This is a genomic window from Nostoc sp. DedSLP04 (genome assembly GCF_034530775.1).
In the GTDB taxonomy this organism is placed as follows: Bacteria; Cyanobacteriota; Cyanobacteriia; order Cyanobacteriales; family Nostocaceae; genus Nostoc.
Window position 1 is genome coordinate 14994 of sequence record NZ_JAVRCL010000002.1, and the last position, 23197, is coordinate 38190.

Consider the following 23197-nt stretch of genomic DNA (forward strand, 5'->3'; position numbering starts at 1 on the left):
AAGAGTGCCCCTGTGAGGAGTTATTTGCTAGTGCCATGTTTATTCTCAAACGGCAGGATGTTGAAATATCAAGCATTCAGCACCCAAAAAAGGATCAGCAGGTGCCGATTCTTAGTTATCAAGGGCAGACTTTCCGCTTGATTAGTGTTTTCAAAGCTAGTCAAGAGGAAGAAGCTAGAGCCTTATGGAGAGAATTAACGGATAACCGAGGTAAAGCCTGTGTTTTGCTGGAGGAACCGGAACGCTTTAGTGTTTGGGGTAAAATCCGTTTAGAGCAACTAGATAGTGACACAGGTAATCATGGCAAAACGGCGATTTTAATCCAAGCCGGTATTTTGCTGTTGCAGGGTGTTTCTATCGACATTGAAGAGTTTTTAGGTGCTAGACAAGCTGCATTATTTGAAAAAGATATTGCGGAGGTGTTCAAGCAAAAACAATTTCCCCAAGCATCTTCTTTAGAAGCAGTGAAATATCTGGTATCTACTAATCCTTTGCCAACAGCTAAAATACCTGATTGGCAAGAAAACCATGTAGTTATCCTGTTACAAGAACTGCATAGATTAGGAAAAGCCTATTTTGGCAATGCTAATTTTACCAAACAAGTAATTTATAAGCTAGAAGATATGCCAGAAGCCGAGCGATCGCTGTTTATCACTTGGCTAAATCAATCGCCACTGGGTAAACTATGGCAGTAGCAGGGAAATTTTTTCACAAAATTCCTGCCACTGGCACTTGCTTTTGGTGTCCGATTGTGTATTACCTGATAGACACACTGCTAGATATACAGTCCTTTAACTCAAAATACTGCCAGAGTGCATCTACATAGTCAAGTCCTATGAGTAACTCTTACGAGAATTCGTTCCTTTCTAAATCAATTTTCACTACTCAGAACATTGTCTTAGCTAATATTGGCTGGGCCGTACTGGCACTGCTATACTTTTTGTTATTTAGTGCCAAAGTTCCTGGAGCCGATGGCATCGAAAGCCGAGCCGAATGGTATGTGATTGGCACAAATATTTTTGAAGCTTTAGCTTATTTGGGTGCCAGTATCTTATGCTTGAGGAACTGGCTGAGTCCGCAAATCGTCAGTGGCCGAAATGTTTGGCTCTTAATTGGGCTAGGTATGCTTTCTTATTTCGTTGGAGGGATAATTTTCGGCTATACCGAAATAGTTTTAAAAGATGAACCGGATGTGTCTGTGGGCGATATATTTTTTGTACTGACTTATCTATTACTTGGCGCAGGCATGATTTTAGCTGTGGCTTCCAGGCGAATCAATCTGGAAAAATGGCAGTGGCTAATTGTATTAGCAATTGCAGTGTTCGGTAGTTTGTTGGCATGGTGGATTTCTATGCAACAAGAAACACCCTCAGAACTGCTAGTCGCTATTTTGAATTGGTTTTACGTAGTTAGCGATGTAGTTTTGTTAATTATTGCTACCACTCTGCTACTAGCCTTTTGGGGGGGAAGAGTTTCCCAGTCTTGGCGAATGATTGCAGCGGCGGCCTTTTCGCTCTACATTGCAGATATGTGGTTTAAATATGCCCAAGGCCCCAATTATCAAAGTGGAGAAATATTAGAAGTGTTTTGGGTGTTTAGTGGAGTGTTATTTGGTATGGGCGCTGCCTTAGAATATGACGCATCACTAAGACGAACGCGGCGTACCAGCGGACGTAAACGAGCTTAGTAAAGATTTTTGGTATCTACCGTGAGAAAACTAACAGACTCTGACAAGCAAGAAATTCTGAAGTTATATCGAGAGACTGCTGAAACAACCTCAACTTTGGCAGACCGCTATGGTGTGAGTAATTCGACAATTAGTCGCCTGCTCAAAAGCACTTTGCCAGAAGATGAGTATGAATATTTAGTCTCCTTAAAGCGGGCTGCGAGAACTCCTGAAGGAAGGGCACAGGTGAGCTACGAGCAGTTACCACTGCTGAGTCAACCAGAACCAGAGCCGGAGATAGAAGTTCCACCCAGCGAAAGCCAACCCTTGGAAGTGCCAAAGGTTGAGCCACTACCACGTAAAATAATTCGTGTAGAGCAGGAAGTGTACTCAGAGGAAACGGCGGAGTCAATTGCTGCTAGTAGAAGAGTGCGACGACGCCCCTCGGCGGCGGAAAAACCGAAACTCCGAGTCACAGCAGATAAATTAGAAACTCCAGAGCCAAAGCCGCCGGAAATAGTCAGCATCCCCATCCCACCGCTAAAGAATGAACATCCAGGAGCGGCTGTTATCGCGCACATGCTGGGCGAAGATTTGCTCGACGAATCCGAAGATTTGGATGATTTAGATGATGATGATTTAGAGGATGACGACTTTGAGGAAGAAGACTTTGATGATGATGACCTGGATGAGCAAAGACCTTTAGTTACAAGAAGAAGACCAGGTGAAGCATCAGTTGAAGTTTTACCACTGTCGATAGCCAATTTGCCCAAAACTTGCTATTTGGTAATTGACCGTTCCTCAGAATTAATTACGCGACCTCTGAAGGACTTTGGTGATTTGGGACAAATTCCCAGCCTGGAAACCCAGCAAAGAACTCTGCCGGTGTTTGATAACCATCGTGTCGCCAAGCGTTTTTCTACTAAACGCGATCGCGTGATTAAAGTTCCTGATAGTAAAATGCTGCATAAGGCTCGGACTCATCTCCAAGCTAAGGGCATTACACGACTGCTAATTGATGGTCAGGTCTATTCTTTGTCTACGGTTTAAGAGTTATAAGTTAGGAGTTAGGAGTTAGGAGTTTAGAGTTTCATAATTCTTAACTCTTAACTTTTAACTCCTAACCTAAGTGTAGACAGCCCTTGCAAAACGTTCTGCTAAGTAAATAATGTCCTGTCTACGAGCAATTTGATTTATCCATTGTTTGGGAATATTTTCCACCCCGTAGTAAATTCCCGCTAATCCACCAGTGACAGCAGCGGTAGTATCTGTATCTCCGCCTAAGTTGACAGCTTTCAGTACAGCTTCAGAATAAGACGAGCTATTTAACAAACACCACAGGGATGATTCTAAAGTATCAATCACATAGCCACCAGAATTAATCTCTTCCACTGGTATCTTGGCAATCTCACCACTGAAAATTCTGCCAAAATGCGGCTTCTCTAACAAAAATTCTCGGACAGAATAAATTGTTTGGATATCTTGCAGTCCTTGTAAATAAGCTGTTTGGAGGTCAGCCCCTTCCAAGAGCGCCACTGCAATACTAATATAAATGCCACAGGCCATTTGCGATCGCGCATGAGCATGGGTAATTGCCGAAACATCATGCACCCGCGCTAGCAATTCGGCTAAAGTTAAGCTTCTGTGACAATAAGCCATCGGCAAGATTCTCATTAAAGAACCATTGCCATTAGTATTTTCAACCTTACCACCGGCCTGATGGGGAACAACTCCCTGTTTCAGGCGCATAATTGCTGTGTGGGTAGTTTGACCAATATCAAAGACATCGCCACGGGGAGTCCAGTAAGCCTCCTTATACCAGCGCCAGAAGGAATTGGCTATCGCATCCAACGAATACCCCCGACAAAGGCATTCTGCCAAGCAAAAGCTTAAGGAACTGTCATCTGACCAAGTTCCTGGTGGTTGATTCCATGTGCCATAACCTTGCATCGTTGTCACTGGAGATTTTACTCGTTCAGCACGGCTAGTAAACTCCACCGGCACACCCAACGCATCACCGACACATAAACCCATCAAACCAGATAACGTTTTTGTAGCGGTTAGCATTATTCAATCTCCACAAGAATTGCTCAAAATTAACTTTATAGATTCCCTCTATAGCTTGTTGCAACAGATGTTACAGCCTACTTCATCATCTGTGAAAAGGTAGGCAAAAATTATTAATCGGGTATTTTATTTACCATATCCCGACTTATTTTTAGTTCCAAATATTGTGACAGTTTTAAAAGCGTCTATTGGGGGAACAAACAGACAGAATGTAAAGACATTGAGATGTAATTATAACAGCTTATTTATCAATTTAAGGGATAGTTATCCTGTAAGCGTTATACATTAACAACAACAATTTTTTAATAAAAGTTGAGAATTATTTGGAACATTATCACTTTATTTTCGACCTGGAATATACAAGTAAAAAATACAAAATTTGGTAAAAATTATGAAACGCTTACTCAAGTCTTTCGTGACAATTTCAGCATTGTCTTCCTTAATAGTTGCTCCTTTTGTTCTATCAGCTGGTCAAGCTTCTGCTGAAACTAAAAAGGGTACTGATGCTAGCTATGTTGGTGCTGGTGTTGCCGCTGGCGTTACCAGTGGCGGACAAGGTATCAACGATGATGCCACATTTGGTGGTAATGTTACAGGTCGCGTGAAATTAGGAACTACGCCATTTTCTGCACGCGGTAATGTCCTCTGGAGTGATAAGACAAGTGCCATTATCCCAGAAGTTTCTGTGGATGTGCCTATCGCTAATAGAACTAATGCTTATTTAACTGGTGGTTATTCTTTTGTAGAGAAAGATGGCTCACCAACTCCTATAGGTAACAAAGATTCAGTAGTGGTAGGTGCTGGTGTTGAATCGGAAGTTGCTAATAACTTCCTCGTCTACACTAACGCTAAAGTAGGACTTGGTGCCTACCAAAATAGTGATGCTTCTGCTGTTACCATCAACGGTGGTCTTGGCTATCGCTTCAAATAAAAAATTATTGAGTCCTCAGTCAGTTTATACTTTACTTAGTACTTAGGACTCAGCACTTCTTCACTCACTACTCCAAAAAGCTGGTTTTGTTAAGTATTACATCACTGACAAAGCCAGCTTTTGCCGTGATAAAATTAAAATATTCCTCATTATTCCGGCCGGATTACCGGGGATAAACTAGCCGAAGGGTGCTGATTCGGCGTCTACTAATGCTTTATTGAGAATACTATACAAGTCTAATGGTTAAATCTGCTCCTTCCCCCATCGCTAGCCGTAAGCCTTCCAAAGTAGAAGGGATCAAGGAAAATAGTAATTTTTTGCGTGAACCTGTAGCAACTGAAATCCTTCAAGATACTACCCATTTTACTGAAAATGCGGTACAGCTTTTGAAGTATCACGGTTCTTACCAGCAGGATAACCGCGACAACCGCACCAAGGGACAGGAAAAAGATTACCAGTTTATGCTGCGGACAAAAAATCCGGGTGGTTTAGTACCGCCGCAGCTGTATCTGGCTTTAGATAAAATAGCTGATGAGTATGGCAACCACACGTTACGAGCAACTACGCGTCAAGGTTTCCAACTGCACGGAATTTTAAAGAAGAATCTTAAATCAGCAATTGCCACGATTGTCAAGAACCTGGGTTCGACTTTGGGAGCTTGCGGCGATATTAACCGCAACGTGATGGCACCACCAGCCCCATTTAAGAATCGCCCAGAGTATCAGTATGCTTGGGACTATGCCCAGAATATTGCTGACTTGCTGACAGCACAGACAGGCGCTTATTACGAAATTTGGTTAGATGGCGAAAAAGCAATTAGTGCTGAAGAAGACCCAGAGGTGAAGGCAGCCCGACAGCGCAATGGCAATGGCACAATTATTCATGATAACGAAGAACCGATTTATGGCACGTACTATATGCCTCGCAAGTTTAAAATTTGCGTGACAGTGCCAGGGGATAATTCGATTGATTTGTATTCTCAAGACCTGACGTTGGTAGTGATTACCAATAAAAAGAAGCAATTAGAAGGATTTAATATTTTTGCTGGTGGTGGTTTAGGTAGAACCCACGGTAAAGAAGAAACTTTCGCTAGGTTAGCAGACCCCATCGGTTATGTGGCGAAGGATGACGTTTACGACATAGTAAAAGCGATTGTTGCTACCCAGAGAGATTATGGCGATCGCACCGACCGTCGTCATGCCAGATTAAAATATTTAATCAACGATTGGGGCTTAGAAAAATTCCGCACTCAAGTTGAAGAATATTTCGGTAAATCAATTGAAGCCTTCAAACCACTGCCAGAGTTTAAATATTACGACTTCCTCGGCTGGAATGAACAAGGTGATGGCAAGCTATTCTTAGGAATTTCCATTGACAATGGTCGAATCAAAGATGAAGGTTCGTTTCAACTGAAAACCGCTTTGCGGGAAATTGTCGAGCAGTTCAACTTACACATCCGCCTGAGTGCCAACCACAACCTAATTTTTTACGATATCGAACCAGATAGCAAGCAAGCTATTCAAGACATTCTCAGCCGTCACGGTGTCGTAGACGACCCCAGTAAAATCGAACCTTTAGTACGGTATGCAATGGCTTGTCCGGCTTTGCCCACTTGCGGCTTGGCAATCACGGAATCAGAACGAGCAATACCGGGTATTTTGGAAAGAGTTCGCGCCCTTTTGGATAAAGTTGGTTTACAAAAAGAGCATTTTGTGGTAAGGATGACTGGATGCCCCAACGGTTGCGCTCGTCCCTACTTAGCAGAATTGGGCTTTGTCGGTAGCGCCCCAGAATCTTACCAATTATGGTTAGGGGGTTCGGCAAATCAAACTCGACTGGCGCAACCTTACATAGAAAAGCTGCACCATAATGACTTGGAAACCTTCTTAGAGCCGATTTTTGTCTACTTTAAGAAATCTCGCAAATCGAAAGAAAAGTTTGGTGATTTTTGCGATCGCGTTGGTTTTGATGCCATCCGCGAATTTGCTGCTAGCTACGAACCGCAAACAGCTAATGGTGCAAACAAATCGCGTCATCGGGTCAATTTGAAAGAAGAGGTTTATGGCAAGTTGAAAGAAGTAGCAGAAAGTCAAGGTAAGCCGATGACTCAGTTAGTTACTGAAGCGCTAGAGGTTTACTTCCAGAATCTTTCGTAAGCCGAATAAATAATTAAACCATGATGGACACAGATGGATTTATCTGTGTCCATCTTTGATTTGATATTCTTGAAATTCCAAAATCCCATGTCTCAACTGCAAAGAATTGCGATTGCACCCTCCCAATTTCAACAAGGGCAAATTTTACTCACCAAAGAACAGCAGCATTATTTGGGGCGTGTGTTGCGCTTGCGTGAAGGCGATCGCTTTATTGCAATGGATGGTAGAGGAAAATGGTGGTTAGCGCAGCTAGCAGGGGAACAAGCACGGGTTTTAGAAGCGCTTTTGGTGGAAACAGAATTACCTGTATCAATTATCCTGATGGTAGCGTTGCCCAAAGGCAATGGATTTGATGAAGTAGTGCGGTGTTGTACAGAGTTGGGAGTAACTTGTATTGCACCAGTATTGAGCGATCGCACTTTACTTCATCCTAGTCCTCAAAAGCTCGAACGCTGGCGGCGCATTGCAGCCGAAGCCGCCGAACAATCAGAGCGCTCATTCGTGCCGACAATTTTAGAGCCTGTTGCTTTTAATACGGGTTTGTCATCAGTCATTAGTCATTTGTCATTGGCGAATAGCCAACAATATATTTGTGTCGCGCGTGGTGAGTTTCCCCATTTAAAAGATTGCTTACATCACAAAGGACAAATGACAAATGACACAGGACAAATGACAATTGTTATTGCTACTGGCCCAGAGGGAGGATGGACAACAGAAGAAATTGAGAATGCAAAGTCAGCTGGATTTCAGCCTGTTTCTCTTGGTCGCCGCATTTTGAGAGCAGTTACAGCCCCAGTAGTAGCATTATCCTTGATTACCGCAAGTTGTGAAGTATAAATGATTTATAGCTCACGCAAAATTACTTTTGCGCGAGACATCACTCCAACGTGTATTTAGAGTAAGTGATGATTGAGCAAGTTGCGATCGCCTTTGAGCATAAAGATTATCAAACAGCAGCTAAATTACTCAAACAGCTGCAAAAAGAATCACCCGAAAATCCTTGGGTACAATATTATCTCGGTCGGCTCCATGAAGTATCCCAAAAGCGCCAAGATGCAGAACAAATTTATCGGCAATTGCTGCGAGATACAAGGAACGCCAAAATAGTAACGCTCGCACGCCAAGGTTTGCGACGGCTACAAGAAATGGAGCTAGAAGAAAGACAAAGAGCTATTTCCCAAGCAAAATCTGAACCAAATAACATCGAACTTGGCGTACTAGTCTTAGAGCCACTCAGTAACGAATTGAAAACAGAAGTGTCTCGAAAATTTGCTCAGATTATGCAGCTAGATCCCTACACTGCACGGCTGATACTCCCAAGTCGTGGCTGGAGATTGTACCGCACTGGCCAAGTAGGAGAACTAAAATTTTATGGCAAACAGCTACAGCAGGCTGGTATTCCTTGCTTTTGGGCAACAATAGCGCAAATTCAGCAAATTCAAGTTTATCAAGTCAAACATTTCCAAGCATCTACCCCACAAGCTACTGTTGTTTGCCGAAACGAAGTCAATCAACTTGGTTCTCTCACCTTTGACTGGTCAGAAGTCACAGCGAGAGTAGTAGGACTTTTGCCCATTTTTGAACAAGTTGTAGATGTTGATGCTCGCCGTAAACTGGAATGGAAAACCCAAACACAAGACTATGCTCAGTTTTGTGATTTACACATACCTGGTAGGCGTTCTATTCTCCGACTTTATGATAATGGCTATGAATTCCAGCAAGGTTTAGAAATCATTCCTCAAGCTAGCCAAAATACAATCAGAATTAATTGGAATAGTTTATCAAGTTGGATTGACCAGCAACTACCTCAAGTCAAAATCTGGTCAGATTTCACGCCTTTTGCAGATACAACATTAGATCAAACAGAAATGTTGAGTCATATCAAGTCTCACATCGATTTGTTTCGTCGAGAACAGACTAATTGGGATTCAGCTTTTCATTTGTATAGTGGACTGGTGTTTGTTAAATAATTCGTAATTCGTAATTCGTAATTCGTAATTAAGTTACTTATTGCCTACTTTAAAAAGTAAGTTCACAAATCAAATAGGAGTGTTCTATGAATATAGTAAGTGCTAAAAAACAACATCTAGGGGGTTTGTATGTTCAATCGCCTCAAGGAGAGCAACTAGTTTTTCCACTCAAGCATACAGAGGTTCTAGCAAAAATTGCAGGTAACTTGTCACGAGTTGATGTCATTCAAAGCTTTGAAAATACCTTCACGCAGCCTTTAGAAGCAGTCTATATCTTTCCGTTACCTGATGAGGCGGCGGTGGATGACATGGAAATCAAAATAGGCGATCGCATCATCAAAGGTAATATTAAAAAACGTGAAGAAGCACAACAAATCTATGAACAAGCCAAACAAGAAGGACGCACCGCCGGACTACTAGAACAGGAACGAGACAACATTTTTACCCAATCTCTCGCTAACATCAAACCTGGCGAACAAATTGATGTTACAATTCGTTACACCGAAAGTTTAAAATTTGAGGCGGGAAACTACGAATTTGTTTTCCCGATGGTGGTGGGGCCAAGATATATTCCGGGAACGCCGATAGATGGTAGCGGTGATACAGACCGAGTTCCTGATGCTTCCCGCATTACACCACCTGTAGTCCCAGAAGGAATGCGATCGCGTCACAATATTAATGTCACAGTCGAAATTGATGCAGGTTTACCAATTTATGAAGTGCGTTCTCCTTCCCATCAATTAAAAATTGAACACTCAGGTCAAATTGTACGGATTCAATTAGCCAAAGAAGATACAATTCCCAACAAAGATTTAATTCTCCGTTATCAAGTTTCTGGTAAAGAAACTCAATCCACAGTATTAAGCCAAGCCGACGATCGCGGCGGACATTTTGCCATATATCTGATTCCAGCTTTGGAATATTCCACGGATCAAATTGTCCCTAAAGATGTTGTATTTTTGGTGGATACTTCCGGTTCACAATCTGGCGATCCGTTATGGAAGTGTCAGGAATTAATGCGGCGATTTATTAATGGGTTAAATCCCAACGATACTTTCACAATTATCGATTTTTCCAATAGAGTCAGACAGTTATCAAAAAAACCTCTACCGAATACAGCAGAAAATCGTACCAAAGCGATCGCTTACATTAACAATTTACAAGCTGATGGCAGCACAGAAATGCTCAGTGGCATTCGTACAGCCATAAATTTCCCTACACCAGTCGGAAGATTACGCAGTGTTGTACTCTTAACTGATGGCTATATCGGCAACGAAAATGAGATTTTAGCAGAAGTACAACAGCACCTCCAACCAGGAAATCGCCTTTACAGTTTTGGTGCTGGTAGTTCAGTCAACCGTTTCTTACTAAATCGCATCGCCGAAATTGGCCGGGGAATATCCCAAATCATTCGTCATGATGAACCCACAGAAGAAGTTACCGAAAAGTTCTACAGACAAATTAACAATCCTGTACTCACGAATATTCAAATTTCTTGGCAGGGTGAGACAGAATCGCCTGTTATTTACCCAGCAATAGCGCCTGATTTATTCAGCGAACAACCATTAGTGTTGTTTGGTCGGAAGCAAGATAGAGTCGGAGGTAATCTGCAAATTTCCGGCGTTGCTGCGGGCGGTAAAGACTACGAAAAAACTTTTCACCTCAAATTTGAAGAAACAGGAAATCTTGCTGTAGCCCAGTTATGGGGACGTGCTTGCATCAAAGACTTGATGAATCAGATGGTGAGCTTTGAAACTAAAGCTGTTGTAGAAGCGGTGACAGAAACAGCCTTAACTTATCAACTACTTTCTCAATACACTGCTTTTGTTGCCGTCAGTGATGACGTGCGGGTTGAACCAGGAAGCGAATATGTATCTATGCAAATGCCAGTGGAAATGCCTGAAGCAGTTAGTTACAAAGGAGTGTTTGGCAATGCTCCGGCTGGTGGTTTTGCGGATCAAATGGAATTCTTAACCTTATCAGCGCCAGCTTCAGCAGAAGCTCCAGATTTTCTTCGGCAAAAGCGATCGCCACAATCCCCAGTAGCCAAAGAAGTCGAGATATCTTTGAACTTTGATTTAGAGGAGATGGCACAAGATGAAATATTAGACGCAGCCATCAACCATCAGTTAGAGGTCATCAGCGCAACTGGCTTGGATAATACAGAAATTACTAATCTAACCCGACACCTTCAGCAACTAAACTTTCCTTCCGGCTTCAGTGGTGAAATCGTCTTTGAGTTCACCGTCAAGAAAGGTCGGGTAGAACGGGTAGTTTTGGATGAGGAAACCTCCACCCTAAAAGATCCAGTTGTAGTGGATAAAATTAAGCGATCGCTCTTACTTTGGAGAGTTCCCCCATCTACAACTGGCAAAGTTATCTTAACCTTGCATCTTCACGCTTAATCTATAAAGACCGTAAATTTACGGTCTCTATAAATTATTTAGGTGTTTTAATCTGACGTGCCATGTCTAGATAAGCACTCATATTCGCCCCTGGACGACGACGACCATTAGAACTAGTAGCCGAGGGAGCAAGATATTTTGGTGCAAAGGTAGTTTCTTTTGGCTCCTCTTTGAGGACTTTGGCGGCTGCGGCTTTTTCTTTTTTGCCCGGTTCAACTTTCAGACCTTCAGCAGTCTGGACTAGTTGAACATCGGCTGGTTTGGGATTTTTAGCTGATTTCTCCTTAGCCTTAGTCTTAGCCGCAGCAGTTTTTGTTCCGTTCAATGAATCTGGTTTAGATGGAGTTGGTGCTTCTGATGTAATCGTCTCTGCTACTTTCTTAGCATTCGATGCAACTGTCGATGTAACTGTCTCTGCTACTTTCTTTGCGTTCGATGCTACCTCTTTAGCAGCATCTTTGGCAGCATCTTTGGCTTCGTCCAATTCTAAGAAGTAGCCGTTGCTTTTCTTCTTCCCTGGTAACAATCCAGTAATGAAACCCAGAATACCGCCAAGAAAACCCTGAATACCCGAAATTAACTTTTTGATAAAATCCATTACAATTACTCCTGCCTTTTACCTTTTATATTTTGAACTCGACCGTAATTGTTAAAAATTACGACAAAATGTTACATTATCTACTTAGTGTCACCTCGCTCTGGTGACAACCCTTATAGGCTTGTGCTTAATTAACATTGTAGTAAAACCACAGGGCAAATGTTCTATTGCAAGCATTTGCAACCTGCACACACCGAGAATTAATTATTAAATTTTACTGTAGCTAAGAGCAAGATTCTGAAAGCAAGCTTTACAATAATTAACATTTCTTTGTTTGTTAAATACCCAATTGAAGTTAAATAAGCAGTTTGCTCTCACCCAGTAAGAAGAGTGTCATAGCCTATTGGCAGACGAACGGATTAATTTGTAAAACTTTATACAAATTCTCTTTGGAAGCATTTCAGTTTTGTTTGCAACAATATCGAATCCGAAAAGCAATAGCTTCAGTTTGTAGAGCAGGATGTGTCTACAAAAGTGAAATACACCCTTTAATTCAGTTAGATTTTGTAAATGAACATTGAAAATCAACAACGCAATCCCGTTTTGTTAATACACGGCATTGTCGATACAGAGGCAGTTTTCCATAAAATGAGGGCATACCTCATACAACGGGGTTGGTCTGTATATAGCCTGGATCTCGTTCCCAATAATGGTAATGTGGGTCTTGATGAATTGGCAAAGCAGGTAGCCGATTATGTTACAGCTACCTTTGCACCAGAACAACGCCTAGATTTAGTAGGCTTCAGCATGGGAGGAATTGTCAGCCGTTACTATGTTCAGAGATTGGGAGGAATTAACCGCGTGCAGCGGTTTATCACGATCTCTTCGCCCCATCATGGAACTGTGGTTGCTTATGGTTCTTGGCGTCTTGGTTGCCTACAAATGCGCCCTGACAGCATTTTTCTCAAGGATTTAAATTCAGATGTTGTAATGTTGGGGCAGCTAGATTTTACATCTATCTGGACACCTTATGATTTAATGATTGTCCCAGCGAATAGTTCACAAATCTCCGTAGGAAGCGAAGTAATAGTACCAGTTGCTCTACACCGTTGGATGGTAACAGACCCCAGGAGTTTAGCAGTAGTCACAGCAGCTTTAGCAAAGCCTATTAAGTTACCCTTGCTGAATAAAAAATCCAGTCAGTAACCAGGATGCTTGATAGACTTGCATTACTTAATTTTTAATTTTTAATTTTTAATTTTTTAAGTCCTATCGCCAATTTGCGTATGTTCGTAACTCCCAAAAATTGCCTCTGGATGACGATAATACTTGAACTCCATGAGATTATAAAAGGGATCTTCTAAAAAGAAAGTGCGATGCTCAAGAGGAGAACCGATAAAGCGATTTTTGGTTTCTTCACGAAAAAGTAGCTGTTGTCGTTGTGCCCTTTGTAGTAAGTCTTGCCAGTCACCTTCTTGGGTAAAAATTAGCCCAAAATGTCTGGGATATATAGTTTGTTGCGGTGTCAAAAGTTCTTTTGTGACATGAGCCACTAATTGATGACCGTAGAGATTGAGTATCAGGGCATGGTGGTTTTCACGACCAGGAATGCAGCCCAAACCATCTACATAATATGCTTTTGTTTGGGCAATGTCAGTTACAGGGAAAGCTAAATGGAATAAAGTTTGGCTCATAGCTTATGTGAAAAATACTAGTAATTTATGCTATCTACAATTTATGCTATTAAGTTTTGATTGTGGTTAACTTGGACACAGTTTTTATTGACATTAACTTATATTCTTTATCCTTATTACTAAGATTGGGGACTGAGTAATACTTCCGCCACTGTACTCTGCGGCTACAGAGAAGAGTTTACCTAACTCAAAAGAAGTTTTGCATTTTGTTTAATCATTGCAGCATATATCTAAGACACCATTGATGGTTTGACACTCAGCTTTCAGAGCGATGCCTACGCAATTTAGTTAATAATACAAACATATTACTTTACTTAAAGAGGGTTCAAAAATAAAGCATTAAGCATCACAAATTCGTTATTCTGTTGATATTCAGACAAAATTACTCATGATTAATTGCTGATGTTATCCTCAATAGATTCTGTAAATCCCTGGTTAGTAGCAGTAGTATTAAACACAATTTTATTGGGTTTAGCTTGGATTGCTCCCAAAAAGCTACTTACCCCTGCTGGATTATTCCACGCCTGGTTTTTGGCCATCTTAATTTGGGTAACATTAGGCTGGCAAGGATATGCAGTAGTAATGTTCTATTTTTTGGTTGGTTCTGGCGTTACCCGCATCGGGATGGCGCAGAAGGAGGCAGAAGGAATTGCCGAAAAGCGTTCTGGGGCAAGAGGCCCAGAAAATGTCTGGGGTTCGGCTTTGACTGGGGCGCTGTGTGCTTTGGGAGTAGGAATAATAAATTCGGGATTCTTCGTATCTAATCCCCAGTCGCTAATCCCCAATACTTCGGCTTCGCTCAGTACAAGTCTCCAGTCCCTATTATTGCTAGCCTATGTAGCGAGTTTCAGTACCAAGCTGGCTGATACCACTGCTAGTGAAGTTGGTAAAGCTTATGGTAAAAGCACCTTTTTGATTACCACACTCCAACCAGTACCTCGTGGCACAGAAGGAGCAGTAAGCTTGGAGGGAACTTTAGCTGGGATTGTGGCTTCTGTAGCGATCGCATTTGTGGGTTGGGGAGTTGGTTTAATCGATCTATTGGGAGTCGCTTGGTGTGTGCTGGCAGCATTTATTGCCACCAACCTAGAAAGTGTGATTGGTGCAACACTGCAATCTAAGTATACCTGGCTGACCAATGAAGTAGTAAATATTTTTAATACATTAATCGGTGCGATCGCATCTGTACTACTTGCTTGGACATGGATAAGTTTCATTAACTAGACTGGAAAGAAATAATTACTCTATTTAAGTGGGGCATTGCTAGAAAATAACTAATCTGCCGTTACTACTACGCTATCAATGATATTTTCAATCCTGTTTTGTCCCCGTTAGACTGTAAAAGTGATCGTGGCAAATTATTTTATTTACTAGCTATATAATTTTTTGACCATTTAGATGTAATTAGTTCACGGAATCTTTATCATATTTATCCATCAATAACCAGATTATTTCTATATGATTTAATAAAAAAGTACTATAAGTGATTAACCATTTTCACATAATTAGTTCATGGAATCTTTATCATTTTTGACAATTAATGACCAAATAATTTCTATAGAGCAAGCAGTAAAGTACCTGCAAGCGTCTGGAAAATTGGGACAGTTCATTGGAGATATTCTCCGGCAGTACGTAATTGAGGAAGAAATCCGAACACGAGATGATATTGAAATTGGCACTGCAATAACTGAACAGTCAATAATTGACTTTAGACTAAAAAATCAACTCACTGACCCCCAAAGTTTTCAAGAATGGTTAAAGACAAATAATACGGATTACGCTACTTTTCACACATCGGTTGCTTTTGGTTACAAGTTAGAAAAGCTGAAAGCTGTAGTGACACAAACAAAACTCCCAGAATATTTTATTGAACGCAAGATTTTTTTGGATCGGGTAGTACTTTCCCGGATTGTTGTTGACAATCGAGAATTGGCAGACGAACTCCAAACCCAAATAGAAGAAGGAGGTAGTTTTGAGCAACTAGCTAAAGAGTATTCCCTTTCAGATGACCGAATTGTGAATGGCATGATGGGAATCGTCAGCCGAGGTAGTATGCCGGATATATTGCGGGCAGCTATTGATGTGGCCAGTCCTGGACAATTGATAGGCCCAATAGAAATCGTTGGCAAAGACTCTCCCCAAGGAGAAGGGCCTTATGGTTTGTTTCGAGTAGAACAATTTCTACCAGCGTCTTTAGAAGATACTCAACTACAGCAAGCACTACAAAATGAGTTGTTTGAAAAATGGCTAGCAGAGAAAATTCAAAAACTGACAGTCAAGTTACAAGTGAGTTAAAAACTCTGGATAATGAATCTTTACGATTAAAAGTGCTAGCTTCTTTGCCTTGGAATCAGCCACCGCTATCCTGGCTGACTCCCGAACAACAATCCCGATTGGAAAATGAGTGCCAAACCCGCCAGTATCGTCTTGGAGAAAAAATCTGGTCAAACGATGTTCGCGGTTATCAATTCTTAATTGTGGCTGGGAAAGTCCGCTTGCGAGAAGAAGGCATTGGTAAACCAATAGCCGCCCTAGATGCAGGGGATTGGTTTGGCGACTTCCAAAAGCTGTCTGCGGATTTTAAAGCTGTAGCTGCTAGTAAAGAAGTGATAGTAGTTTATTGGGATACTGCGCTGTGGGCAGAATTTTCTCATCCACAAATTCAGGAATTTTGGCAAGCGTTACCAGTAGAGATGGAGGGACAAAGGGAAACATTTTCCTTCTCTAGCACTCCTTCAGTAACTTCAGCCTCAGACGGGACTTCCAGCCCCCACAGCCTCCAACCACAAAAAGGACTCCCAGCCGCCAATCTGATCGCTGCAATTTATCCGTTTGTTGCCAGTTGGAATACCGCTGCTGCCTGTTTAACAATGGTGGCGCAACAGTTAGAAAATTCTGTGCAACTGGAATGGGTGCAGCGTCAACTTAGAGGACAACGCCCAAAACAGGTTGTGGAAGCAGCAGAAAAGTTAGGGTTAGTGTTGCGGCGGTTACAAGTGAGTTGGAGTGAGTTGCGACAGTTGTCATTTCCAGCTTTATTGCTGTGGAATTCTGACTCACCCCAGAGTCCATCCTGGGTGGTGGCTTATGGAGTTAAGGGCGATCGCTTAATTATCGCTAACCCCCTAAATCCTGAACGGACTTGTGAAAGCTTGCCGCAATCTATAGTTGAGGCGTCTTGGGATGGACAATTGTGGCAAGTAGAACTCATATCCCAGCAAGAAAAATTTAACCTCAGTTGGTTTACCCCAGCAGTTTGGAAGTATAAAGGATTGCTCACGGAAGTATTGTTAGCATCTTTTACCTTGCAGCTTTTGGGGTTAACAACACCGCTAATTACCCAAGTCGTCATTGATAAAGTGATGGTGCAGGGGAGTTTGCCGACTCTCGATGTGATGGCGATCGCACTTTTATGCGTAGCCATATTTGAATCCGTACTGGGTATTCTGCGCCTATTCATCTTTACCCATACAGCTCGCCGTCTGGATTTGAGTTTATCAGCGCAGCTATTTCGCCATCTGATGCGTCTGCCATTAGCTTATTTTGAGTCGCGACGCGTCGGAGACACAGTAGCAAGAGTCCAGGAACTCGAACAAATTCGTCAGTTTCTCACAGGTACAGCATTAACTGTAATTCTAGATAGCATCTTTGCTGTGGTGTACCTGGCATTGATGTTTTACTATAATATTCCACTCACCTTTGTGGCCTTAGCAGTACTGCCGCTATTTGCCACATTGACGATAGTTGCAACACCAATTCTGCGTAACTGGCTCAACGAAACCTTTAACCGGAGTGCCGATAGTCAATCGTTTCTAGTAGAGACAGTGACGGGAATTCACTCCGTTAAAGCCCATGCAGCCGAACCAGTAGCCCGCGATCGCTGGGAAGGCTTATTTGCCCGCTTCATTCGCACAGGTTTTAAAGCCTCTACCACCTCCAATATCAGCAGCAACATTGGTGACTTTCTCACTAATTTGTCCACCATGCTGATTCTCTGGTATGGAGCCAAGTTAGTCATCGAACAAAAGCTCACAATTGGACAGCTTGTTGCATTTCAAATGTTGTCTGGTAGAGTCACAGGCCCGCTTTTGCGCTTAGTACAGTTGTGGCAAAACCTTCAACAAGTGCTACTTTCTGTAGATCGCATTGGTGATATTCTCAACGTCTCCCCAGAAGCTGAACTGGGAACTGGCTTAGTTTTGCCACCCCTGAAAGGACAAATCACCTTCGAGCAAGTATTTTTCCGCTACCGCCCGAACTTTGAAGCAATTCTGCGGGGAATCTCTTTCAGTGCCGAACCAGGGCAGTTTGTTGGCATTGTCGGACGTAGCGGTTCTGGGAAAAGTACTCTGTCTAAACTATTACAACGCCTCTATCAAATTGAATCAGGACGCATCCTGATTGATGGTTTTGATATAAAAAGTGCCGATTTAGCCTCACTGCGGCAACAAGTTAGTGTAGTTCTCCAAGAAGACTTTTTATTCAATGGTTCTATTTTGGAAAATATCACTCTCGGTAGTCCTGACATTACCGCAGAGCAAGTAGTAGAAGCGGCAAGATTAGCCGTGGCACACGACTTCATTAGTCAATTACCTTACGGTTACGAAACCAATGTTGGCGAACGCGGTACAGCTTTATCTGGCGGACAGAGACAACGCATTGCCCTAGCAAGGCTATTTCTTTCCCAAGCGCCGATTCTAGTTTTGGATGAAGCTACTAGTGCCTTGGATAGTGAAACTGAACAACAAGTACTGCAAAACCTGCAAAAAATTTCCGCCAACCGTACCGTGTTTCTGATTGCTCACCGCTTTGCTCCCCTTAAACGTGCTGATTTGATTTTGGTATTAGAGCAAGGCGTGATTGCCGAACGTGGTACTCACTCACAGTTGTTGCAACAAAAGGGTTTGTATTGGTCATTATATCAGCGACAGCAAGCAAACATTTAATAGATTTAACTAACTCAAAGCTTGTAGCTACATAAAAAAGAAACCTTTGCAAAGCGGCTTAAGCATAGCCTTTGGCGAATGGAGCATAACTCCATTCGTTATTTTTATTTTGTTGATGCTCCAGTCTGTGTGGTGTAAATAACTTTTATAGCTAGCGATCGCAGCAGTTTTAAGAGTAACAAAAGGAGTTATAGCATCCTATTATCATTTTTACTTTAGTCTCCATTAATACACCTCAAATATTTAAGATTTACTCGACAAAGTTACTCTTAATAAAAACCGTAATTATCATAATTTTTTTTGGTAATAAAATTAGCATTTTGTTATTAGATTCCATAGTAATTATTGAGAATGAAGTTTATTCACACATTGAAATCTTTTGATTGTCAAGGTTTCAAAGCTTCAAACTGTCAAAAAACGGTTGCTATCTTTGAGAAAAAATTTATGCACATTGATGATGTTAATAACAATATATTGTCAAATAAACAGCTAAATACCACTTCAATCTCCTCATTAGATAGCTTTAATACAAAAGATGGATACAGCCTCAACTTCAGCAGATGTAGTAGCTATAACTCAGCCGATGCTGATGTGCAGTTGCGAAATAAGGATGAATCTAAAAATAGCAATAACCCTACTAATAATGCTTTTAACACTCAAAATTATAACTCCACTAATGGTTATGGCTTGATTAATGGAGCAGCAGCAGTGGCTAGAGCTATTGGTCAAAATACCTTTGCTGATGTTCCCGATCTCGGTGGCAATAATTGGGGAGCAGACCTAGTTAAAGCACCGGAAGTTTGGGCACATGGATATACAGGTAAAGGCGTTGTTGTCGCTGTTGTAGATACTGGAGTTGACTACAACCACGAAGATTTAAAAAATAATATCTGGACGAATAGCAAGGAAATTGCAGGTAACGGTATAGATGATGATGGAAATGGCTATGTTGATGATACTTACGGCTGGAACTTTGCCGATCAAAATAACAACACCCTAGATGACAACGGTCATGGTACTCATGTTTCCGGCACGATCGCAGGAGAAAATAATAACTACGGTGTCACTGGTATTGCCTACGATGCCAAGATTATGCCTGTCAAAGCTTTAGATAGCTCTGGCTCTGGTTCCTATAGTTCCATATCTAAAGGTATTCGCTACGCTGTAGATAATGGAGCTAATGTGATTAACCTGAGTTTAGGAGGCGGATCTTCCAATCGCACTTTAGAGTCAGCCATTAACTACGCCAGCAGTAAAGGAGTGATTGTCGTCATGGCAGCAGGTAATGATGGTGACTCATCACCAGACTATCCCGCCCGCTATGCATCCAAGTCGGGAATTGCCGTTGGGGCAGTAGATAAGAATAATAATTTGGCTGACTTCTCTAACCGCTCTGGAACAAATCCAATCGCTTACGTCACAGCTCCAGGAGTCAAGGTTTATTCATCAGTTCCGAATAATCAATATGCAACTTATAGCGGCACATCTATGGCTGCTCCCCACGTTGCTGGTATCGTTGCCCTGATGCTTAGTGCTAACTCTAACTTGACAGATGCCCAAGTACGTCAGATTGTCACAGAAACCGCAGAAAATAGTACGCAAACTACAAGCTCTAGTTTTAAAATTTCTAATGTCAGTTCTCTAGCGAGTCAGGTGATTGCAGAAACCGCAGGAAATAGTACACAAACTACAAGCTCTAGTTTTAATAGTTACAATTTTGGCTCTCTAATTGGTCAGGGAATTACAGAAACCACAAGATATCTAACCCCAGAAAATATCAATAGTTTTAATAATTCCAATTTTGGTTCTCTAATCGGTCAGGGAATTACAGAAACTACAAGATATCTAACACCAGAAAATATCAATAGTTGGAATAATTCTGATTTTAACCCTGTAATTGGTCAAGCAATTACAGAAACCACAAAATATCTGATATCAGCCGAAGGTAATAACATATCAACAAATCCAGAATTATGGTCGCAATTTCAAAGCTATGAGAAGATTCTGGGTAGCATCAATGTGAATAGCAATCAGGATGAGAATAATCCAGATTTTGTCAAACTACTAGAGGGAATGTAAAAACAAATAGATCGGTATAGAAAATAAAATTTTTGGGTATAGCTTGAAAATTATAGCAATTTGCAGTTAAGTTCAATACTGCCCGTGTCTCGTTCCCAGTCTCCGACTGGGAATGCCGTCCTAGAGGCTCCGCCTCTCTTGCTGGCGGCAGCAGCCCAATTGAAGTGCATTTCCAGCCAGAGGCTGGAAACGAGGTTTTAAAGGAGTTTCAGCTTAAGTTGACACCAATGAACAATGCTAAACCCTTACTTGTAGCTAATCTAACAGACTTTCCTACCTAACAGAAAATGCCTCGCTGAATCGCCGTGTCACAGGCTCAGTAATGAATGTCAAAATTGACTTTTTCCGAGTGACAATTTCACCTGTAGCAGCCATCCCTGGTGTAAATTCTACTTCTTGACCTCGAACATTTACCGCGTGTTTATTTAGCTTAATTCTCGTCGGAAAAACTAAACCCAATTCTTTATCAGCAATTGCATTTGGACTGACTTGCATAACTTCGCCATCCACAATGCCAAATTCTTGGAAGGGAAAAGTCGCCATTTTCACTTTTGCCTTCATTCCTTGACGAATAAACCCAATATCACGGTTGAGAACTTTCACCTCTAGAAGCATTTCTTCGCCTTCCGGCAAAATTGACAGCAATTCTTCACCCGATTGTACTGGCCCCTTGGTGGCTTTGACTTTATAAATTGTACCGGCTACGGGAGCCTCAATCGTTTCTAAAGCTTGTTGCTTCCTCGCCTGCTCTAATTGACCTTGTACAGTTGTCAGTTCTTCTTTACGCTTATTATATTGCGTCAAAATTTCGCTTTGGCGTTCTGATGCTACACGCTGCGCCTGACTGCGTGCAGCGTTGTAAGCTTGTTGTGCTTGGCGAATTTCCTGGACTTGAGCAGCAATATCTTTTTCTAATGATGTGACTTTATCTTGAGCCTCTGTGATTCTATTTTGAGCGTTGATCACTTCATCTTGCGATCTAGTGATTTCTGTCTTTGCACGAGTTAATCTTTCTTGGGCATCAAGGTAATCGACACGAGGCACAGCGCCAGGAGTAATTAGAGTGCGTAGGCTTTTTTCCCTTTCTTGAGCAAGGGCTAAATTACTTTCAATTTTAATTCGGATGCTATCTGCATTCACAAGGTTGGTTTGAGCATTCGCAAAGCTGCTTTTAGCATTAACTAAGTTATCTTGCAACCTGCTCAAGCGGACTTTAGCTTGATCGATGAGTGCTATTTGACGATTTGCTTCTGCTTCTGCTGCTGCTTGACGCGCTTGGTAGTCTTGCAGGCGGGAACTTAAAAGTTCATCTTGCAGTTTCGTCCCAGTAGTTTTAGCTCCGGTGCGTTCTGCATCCAAACGTTGTAAATCGTCTTGAATCAATCTGGTAGATTTAGCTAGGCGGGAAACATCGGTTACTTGCAAGTCTGGATCTTTTTGAACCAAAACTTGACCTTTAGTAACGCGATCGCCTTCTTGTACTTTAACAGCGACAATTGACCCTCCACCCAAAGATGTCACCGGTCTTACCTGTGTAGAAGCAATTAATTCCCCCGGTGCTGTTGCGACTTCATCTATTTGCGAGAAGTACGCCCAAGCGATCGCTCCAAATACAATGGCACTCATCGTTCCCGCTAATAATCTAGTGTACAGGGGTGGCAATTCCTGTACGGCCTTCCCTAATTCATAAGTAAGTTGTTCCTCCGGTTTAGCGAATCGCTCTTTTGTTTGACGTGCTTGAGCAGCATTTACCATATATTTTTGTCCTTTGTCATTTATCATTTGTCATTTGTCATTTGTCCTTGATTATTCACGAATGACCAATGACTAATGACTAATGACTATTCAAACTGCTAAATAGCGCCGCAAAAAACTGTCTAATGTCTCTAATTGGAAGTTAAAAATCGTCTCTAAATTGGCAATTTCATCTTTTGTACAGAAAAATTCATTTGCTAGCAATGTACGAAAAGTTCCCAAAGCTTTTTGGGTTTGGGGATTAAATAAACCTAATGCACTCTGTAACCCATCAATCAGAAATAGGGGTGAGTTAATTATTACTGGTTCTTTGGCAAAAATCCGACCAAAAATCCGGGGAATATCTTCTCGTAATAAAATCTCTGGCCCTCCAACGGGTAAAATCTGGTTGCGAGCGCCTTCAACTGTCACAGAATCCACTACTATCCTTGCCAAATCATCAGTACTGACAATTGAGGTACGGTTTTTGCGATCGCCAACCAGCAGATATAATCCCGTTTCCCGAAATCGTTCTACTAGTGGCAGCAAGTTAGATGCTAATCCAGCTGGGCGCAAAATAGTGTAATTTAAGCCACTAGCTGCCAAATATCGCTCTACTGCTCGTTTAGCTTTAAAAACAGGAGCATCTTCATAACCGCGATCCGCTCCCAGTACAGAAATGAAGACAAAATGCTCTACGCCATTGGCTTTCGCTTGGTCGATGAGTTCAATATTGGCACGGTAATCTAAAGATAGGGCATCGCTATCAGAACCGTGGGCGCTGATAATATACCGCACACCCTGACTAGCTTTCTGGATATCTTTTTCCTCTAGCAAGTCACCAATGAAGATTTCTGCACCCCGATGTTCTAACTCGCTATAGCGCGAGGTAAGGCGGACAAATGCCCGCACAGACTGTTCTCGTTGTCGTAGAAGTCGCACAACTCTGCGACCAATGCCTCCCGTTGCTCCAGTTACCAGAAACATACAAATACCTAAATTGAATAGTTA

At 41.8% G+C, this 23197-nt stretch carries 18 protein-coding genes; 13 read left to right on the top strand and 5 right to left on the bottom strand.

Going from position 1 to position 23197, the window contains the following annotated elements:
- Positions 1 to 35: 35 nt before the first annotated feature.
- From RMX89_RS01175 to RMX89_RS01185, 3 genes are all read left to right on the top strand, one after another.
- The gene (locus RMX89_RS01175) at positions 36 to 695 is read left to right on the top strand and encodes an Npun_F0813 family protein (RefSeq protein WP_322669652.1); all 660 of its coding nucleotides are present in this window, start codon (positions 36 to 38) and stop codon (positions 693 to 695) included.
- A 140-nt stretch (positions 696 to 835) separates the two neighbouring features.
- Complete coding sequence (locus tag RMX89_RS01180; protein ID WP_322669653.1) at positions 836 to 1687, top strand: hypothetical protein; 852 nt, start codon at positions 836 to 838, stop codon at positions 1685 to 1687.
- Positions 1688 to 1708: 21 nt separating this feature from the next.
- On the top strand, positions 1709 to 2716 hold the full coding sequence (locus tag RMX89_RS01185; RefSeq protein ID WP_322687631.1) for a transposase: 1008 nt from the start codon (positions 1709 to 1711) through the stop codon (positions 2714 to 2716).
- A 75-nt stretch (positions 2717 to 2791) separates the two neighbouring features.
- Here the strand turns inward: RMX89_RS01185 and RMX89_RS01190 are convergent, their stop codons facing one another.
- Positions 2792 to 3733 carry an ADP-ribosylglycohydrolase family protein gene (locus RMX89_RS01190; RefSeq protein WP_322687632.1) on the bottom strand — a complete coding sequence of 314 codons (942 nt, stop codon included), beginning with the start codon at positions 3731 to 3733 and terminating at the stop codon, positions 2792 to 2794.
- A 391-nt stretch (positions 3734 to 4124) separates the two neighbouring features.
- Here RMX89_RS01190 and RMX89_RS01195 point away from each other — a divergent pair, with 391 nt between their 5' ends.
- The 5 genes from RMX89_RS01195 (at position 4125) to RMX89_RS01215 (ending at position 11195) form a co-directional block, all read left to right on the top strand.
- Positions 4125 to 4664, top strand: coding sequence for an outer membrane beta-barrel protein (locus RMX89_RS01195; RefSeq protein WP_322669656.1), 540 nt, complete (start codon positions 4125 to 4127; stop codon positions 4662 to 4664).
- 239 nt (positions 4665 to 4903) lie between these two features.
- The gene (gene sir, locus RMX89_RS01200) at positions 4904 to 6820 is read left to right on the top strand and encodes a sulfite reductase, ferredoxin dependent (protein WP_322687633.1); all 1917 of its coding nucleotides are present in this window, start codon (positions 4904 to 4906) and stop codon (positions 6818 to 6820) included.
- Positions 6821 to 6907: 87 nt separating this feature from the next.
- Complete coding sequence (locus RMX89_RS01205; protein ID WP_322687758.1) at positions 6908 to 7657, top strand: 16S rRNA (uracil(1498)-N(3))-methyltransferase; 750 nt, start codon at positions 6908 to 6910, stop codon at positions 7655 to 7657.
- A 68-nt stretch (positions 7658 to 7725) separates the two neighbouring features.
- On the top strand, positions 7726 to 8790 hold the full coding sequence (locus tag RMX89_RS01210; protein WP_322687634.1) for a tetratricopeptide repeat protein: 1065 nt from the start codon (positions 7726 to 7728) through the stop codon (positions 8788 to 8790).
- Positions 8791 to 8876: 86 nt separating this feature from the next.
- Positions 8877 to 11195 (top strand): VIT domain-containing protein, encoded by a 2319-nt coding sequence (locus RMX89_RS01215; protein WP_322687635.1) that lies wholly within the window; start codon positions 8877 to 8879, stop codon positions 11193 to 11195.
- Between the two features lie 34 nt (positions 11196 to 11229).
- On the opposite strand, the gene RMX89_RS01220 is transcribed toward RMX89_RS01215, so the two are convergent.
- Positions 11230 to 11793, bottom strand: coding sequence for a hypothetical protein (locus RMX89_RS01220; RefSeq protein ID WP_322687636.1), 564 nt, complete (start codon positions 11791 to 11793; stop codon positions 11230 to 11232).
- Positions 11794 to 12303: 510 nt separating this feature from the next.
- Between RMX89_RS01220 and RMX89_RS01225 the strand changes: the two genes are divergently transcribed.
- Positions 12304 to 12939: a triacylglycerol lipase gene (locus tag RMX89_RS01225; protein ID WP_322669661.1), complete on the top strand. Its 636-nt coding sequence runs from the start codon at positions 12304 to 12306 to the stop codon at positions 12937 to 12939.
- Positions 12940 to 12995: 56 nt separating this feature from the next.
- Here RMX89_RS01225 and RMX89_RS01230 read toward each other — a convergent pair whose 3' ends face one another.
- Positions 12996 to 13427 (bottom strand): VOC family protein, encoded by a 432-nt coding sequence (locus RMX89_RS01230; protein WP_322687637.1) that lies wholly within the window; start codon positions 13425 to 13427, stop codon positions 12996 to 12998.
- A 402-nt stretch (positions 13428 to 13829) separates the two neighbouring features.
- Here RMX89_RS01230 and RMX89_RS01235 point away from each other — a divergent pair, with 402 nt between their 5' ends.
- From RMX89_RS01235 to RMX89_RS01250, 4 genes are all read left to right on the top strand, one after another.
- Positions 13830 to 14651 (top strand): TIGR00297 family protein, encoded by an 822-nt coding sequence (locus RMX89_RS01235; protein WP_322669663.1) that lies wholly within the window; start codon positions 13830 to 13832, stop codon positions 14649 to 14651.
- Between the two features lie 288 nt (positions 14652 to 14939).
- Positions 14940 to 15722 (top strand): peptidylprolyl isomerase, encoded by a 783-nt coding sequence (locus tag RMX89_RS01240; protein WP_099102542.1) that lies wholly within the window; start codon positions 14940 to 14942, stop codon positions 15720 to 15722.
- Positions 15671 to 18373, top strand: coding sequence for a type I secretion system permease/ATPase (locus RMX89_RS01245; protein WP_322669664.1), 2703 nt, complete (start codon positions 15671 to 15673; stop codon positions 18371 to 18373). The genes RMX89_RS01240 and RMX89_RS01245 overlap by 52 nt, the downstream gene beginning before the upstream one ends.
- Positions 18374 to 18817: 444 nt before the next feature.
- A complete protein-coding gene (locus tag RMX89_RS01250) occupies positions 18818 to 20452 on the top strand; it encodes a S8 family peptidase (RefSeq protein WP_322687638.1) in 1635 nt (544 codons plus the stop codon).
- A gap of 273 nt (positions 20453 to 20725) precedes the next feature.
- Here the strand turns inward: RMX89_RS01250 and RMX89_RS01255 are convergent, their stop codons facing one another.
- Positions 20726 to 22234, bottom strand: a complete 1509-nt coding sequence (locus tag RMX89_RS01255; protein ID WP_322684876.1) for an HlyD family efflux transporter periplasmic adaptor subunit — start codon at positions 22232 to 22234, stop codon at positions 20726 to 20728.
- Positions 22235 to 22297: 63 nt separating this feature from the next.
- A complete protein-coding gene (locus RMX89_RS01260) occupies positions 22298 to 23173 on the bottom strand; it encodes an SDR family oxidoreductase (protein WP_322669667.1) in 876 nt (291 codons plus the stop codon).
- Between the last annotated feature and the right edge of the window lie 24 nt (positions 23174 to 23197).

What these genes read in the sequence shown, in the direction of transcription:
- RMX89_RS01175 (WP_322669652.1), top strand. Translation starts at nt 36, where the DNA reads ATGTTTATTCTCAAACGGCAGGATGTTGAAATATCAAGCATTCAGCAC.
- RMX89_RS01180 (WP_322669653.1), top strand. Translation starts at nt 836, where the DNA reads ATGAGTAACTCTTACGAGAATTCGTTCCTTTCTAAATCAATTTTCACT.
- RMX89_RS01190 (WP_322687632.1), bottom strand. Translation starts at nt 3,733, where the DNA reads ATGCTAACCGCTACAAAAACGTTATCTGGTTTGATGGGTTTATGTGTC.
- RMX89_RS01195 (WP_322669656.1), top strand. Translation starts at nt 4,125, where the DNA reads ATGAAACGCTTACTCAAGTCTTTCGTGACAATTTCAGCATTGTCTTCC.
- sir (WP_322687633.1), top strand. Translation starts at nt 4,904, where the DNA reads ATGGTTAAATCTGCTCCTTCCCCCATCGCTAGCCGTAAGCCTTCCAAA.
- RMX89_RS01205 (WP_322687758.1), top strand. Translation starts at nt 6,908, where the DNA reads ATGTCTCAACTGCAAAGAATTGCGATTGCACCCTCCCAATTTCAACAA.
- RMX89_RS01210 (WP_322687634.1), top strand. Translation starts at nt 7,726, where the DNA reads ATGATTGAGCAAGTTGCGATCGCCTTTGAGCATAAAGATTATCAAACA.
- RMX89_RS01215 (WP_322687635.1), top strand. Translation starts at nt 8,877, where the DNA reads ATGAATATAGTAAGTGCTAAAAAACAACATCTAGGGGGTTTGTATGTT.
- RMX89_RS01220 (WP_322687636.1), bottom strand. Translation starts at nt 11,793, where the DNA reads ATGGATTTTATCAAAAAGTTAATTTCGGGTATTCAGGGTTTTCTTGGC.
- RMX89_RS01225 (WP_322669661.1), top strand. Translation starts at nt 12,304, where the DNA reads ATGAACATTGAAAATCAACAACGCAATCCCGTTTTGTTAATACACGGC.
- RMX89_RS01230 (WP_322687637.1), bottom strand. Translation starts at nt 13,427, where the DNA reads ATGAGCCAAACTTTATTCCATTTAGCTTTCCCTGTAACTGACATTGCC.
- RMX89_RS01235 (WP_322669663.1), top strand. Translation starts at nt 13,830, where the DNA reads ATGTTATCCTCAATAGATTCTGTAAATCCCTGGTTAGTAGCAGTAGTA.
- RMX89_RS01240 (WP_099102542.1), top strand. Translation starts at nt 14,940, where the DNA reads ATGGAATCTTTATCATTTTTGACAATTAATGACCAAATAATTTCTATA.
- RMX89_RS01245 (WP_322669664.1), top strand. Translation starts at nt 15,671, where the DNA reads ATGGCTAGCAGAGAAAATTCAAAAACTGACAGTCAAGTTACAAGTGAG.
- RMX89_RS01250 (WP_322687638.1), top strand. Translation starts at nt 18,818, where the DNA reads ATGCACATTGATGATGTTAATAACAATATATTGTCAAATAAACAGCTA.
- RMX89_RS01255 (WP_322684876.1), bottom strand. Translation starts at nt 22,234, where the DNA reads ATGATAAATGACAAAGGACAAAAATATATGGTAAATGCTGCTCAAGCA.
- RMX89_RS01260 (WP_322669667.1), bottom strand. Translation starts at nt 23,173, where the DNA reads ATGTTTCTGGTAACTGGAGCAACGGGAGGCATTGGTCGCAGAGTTGTG.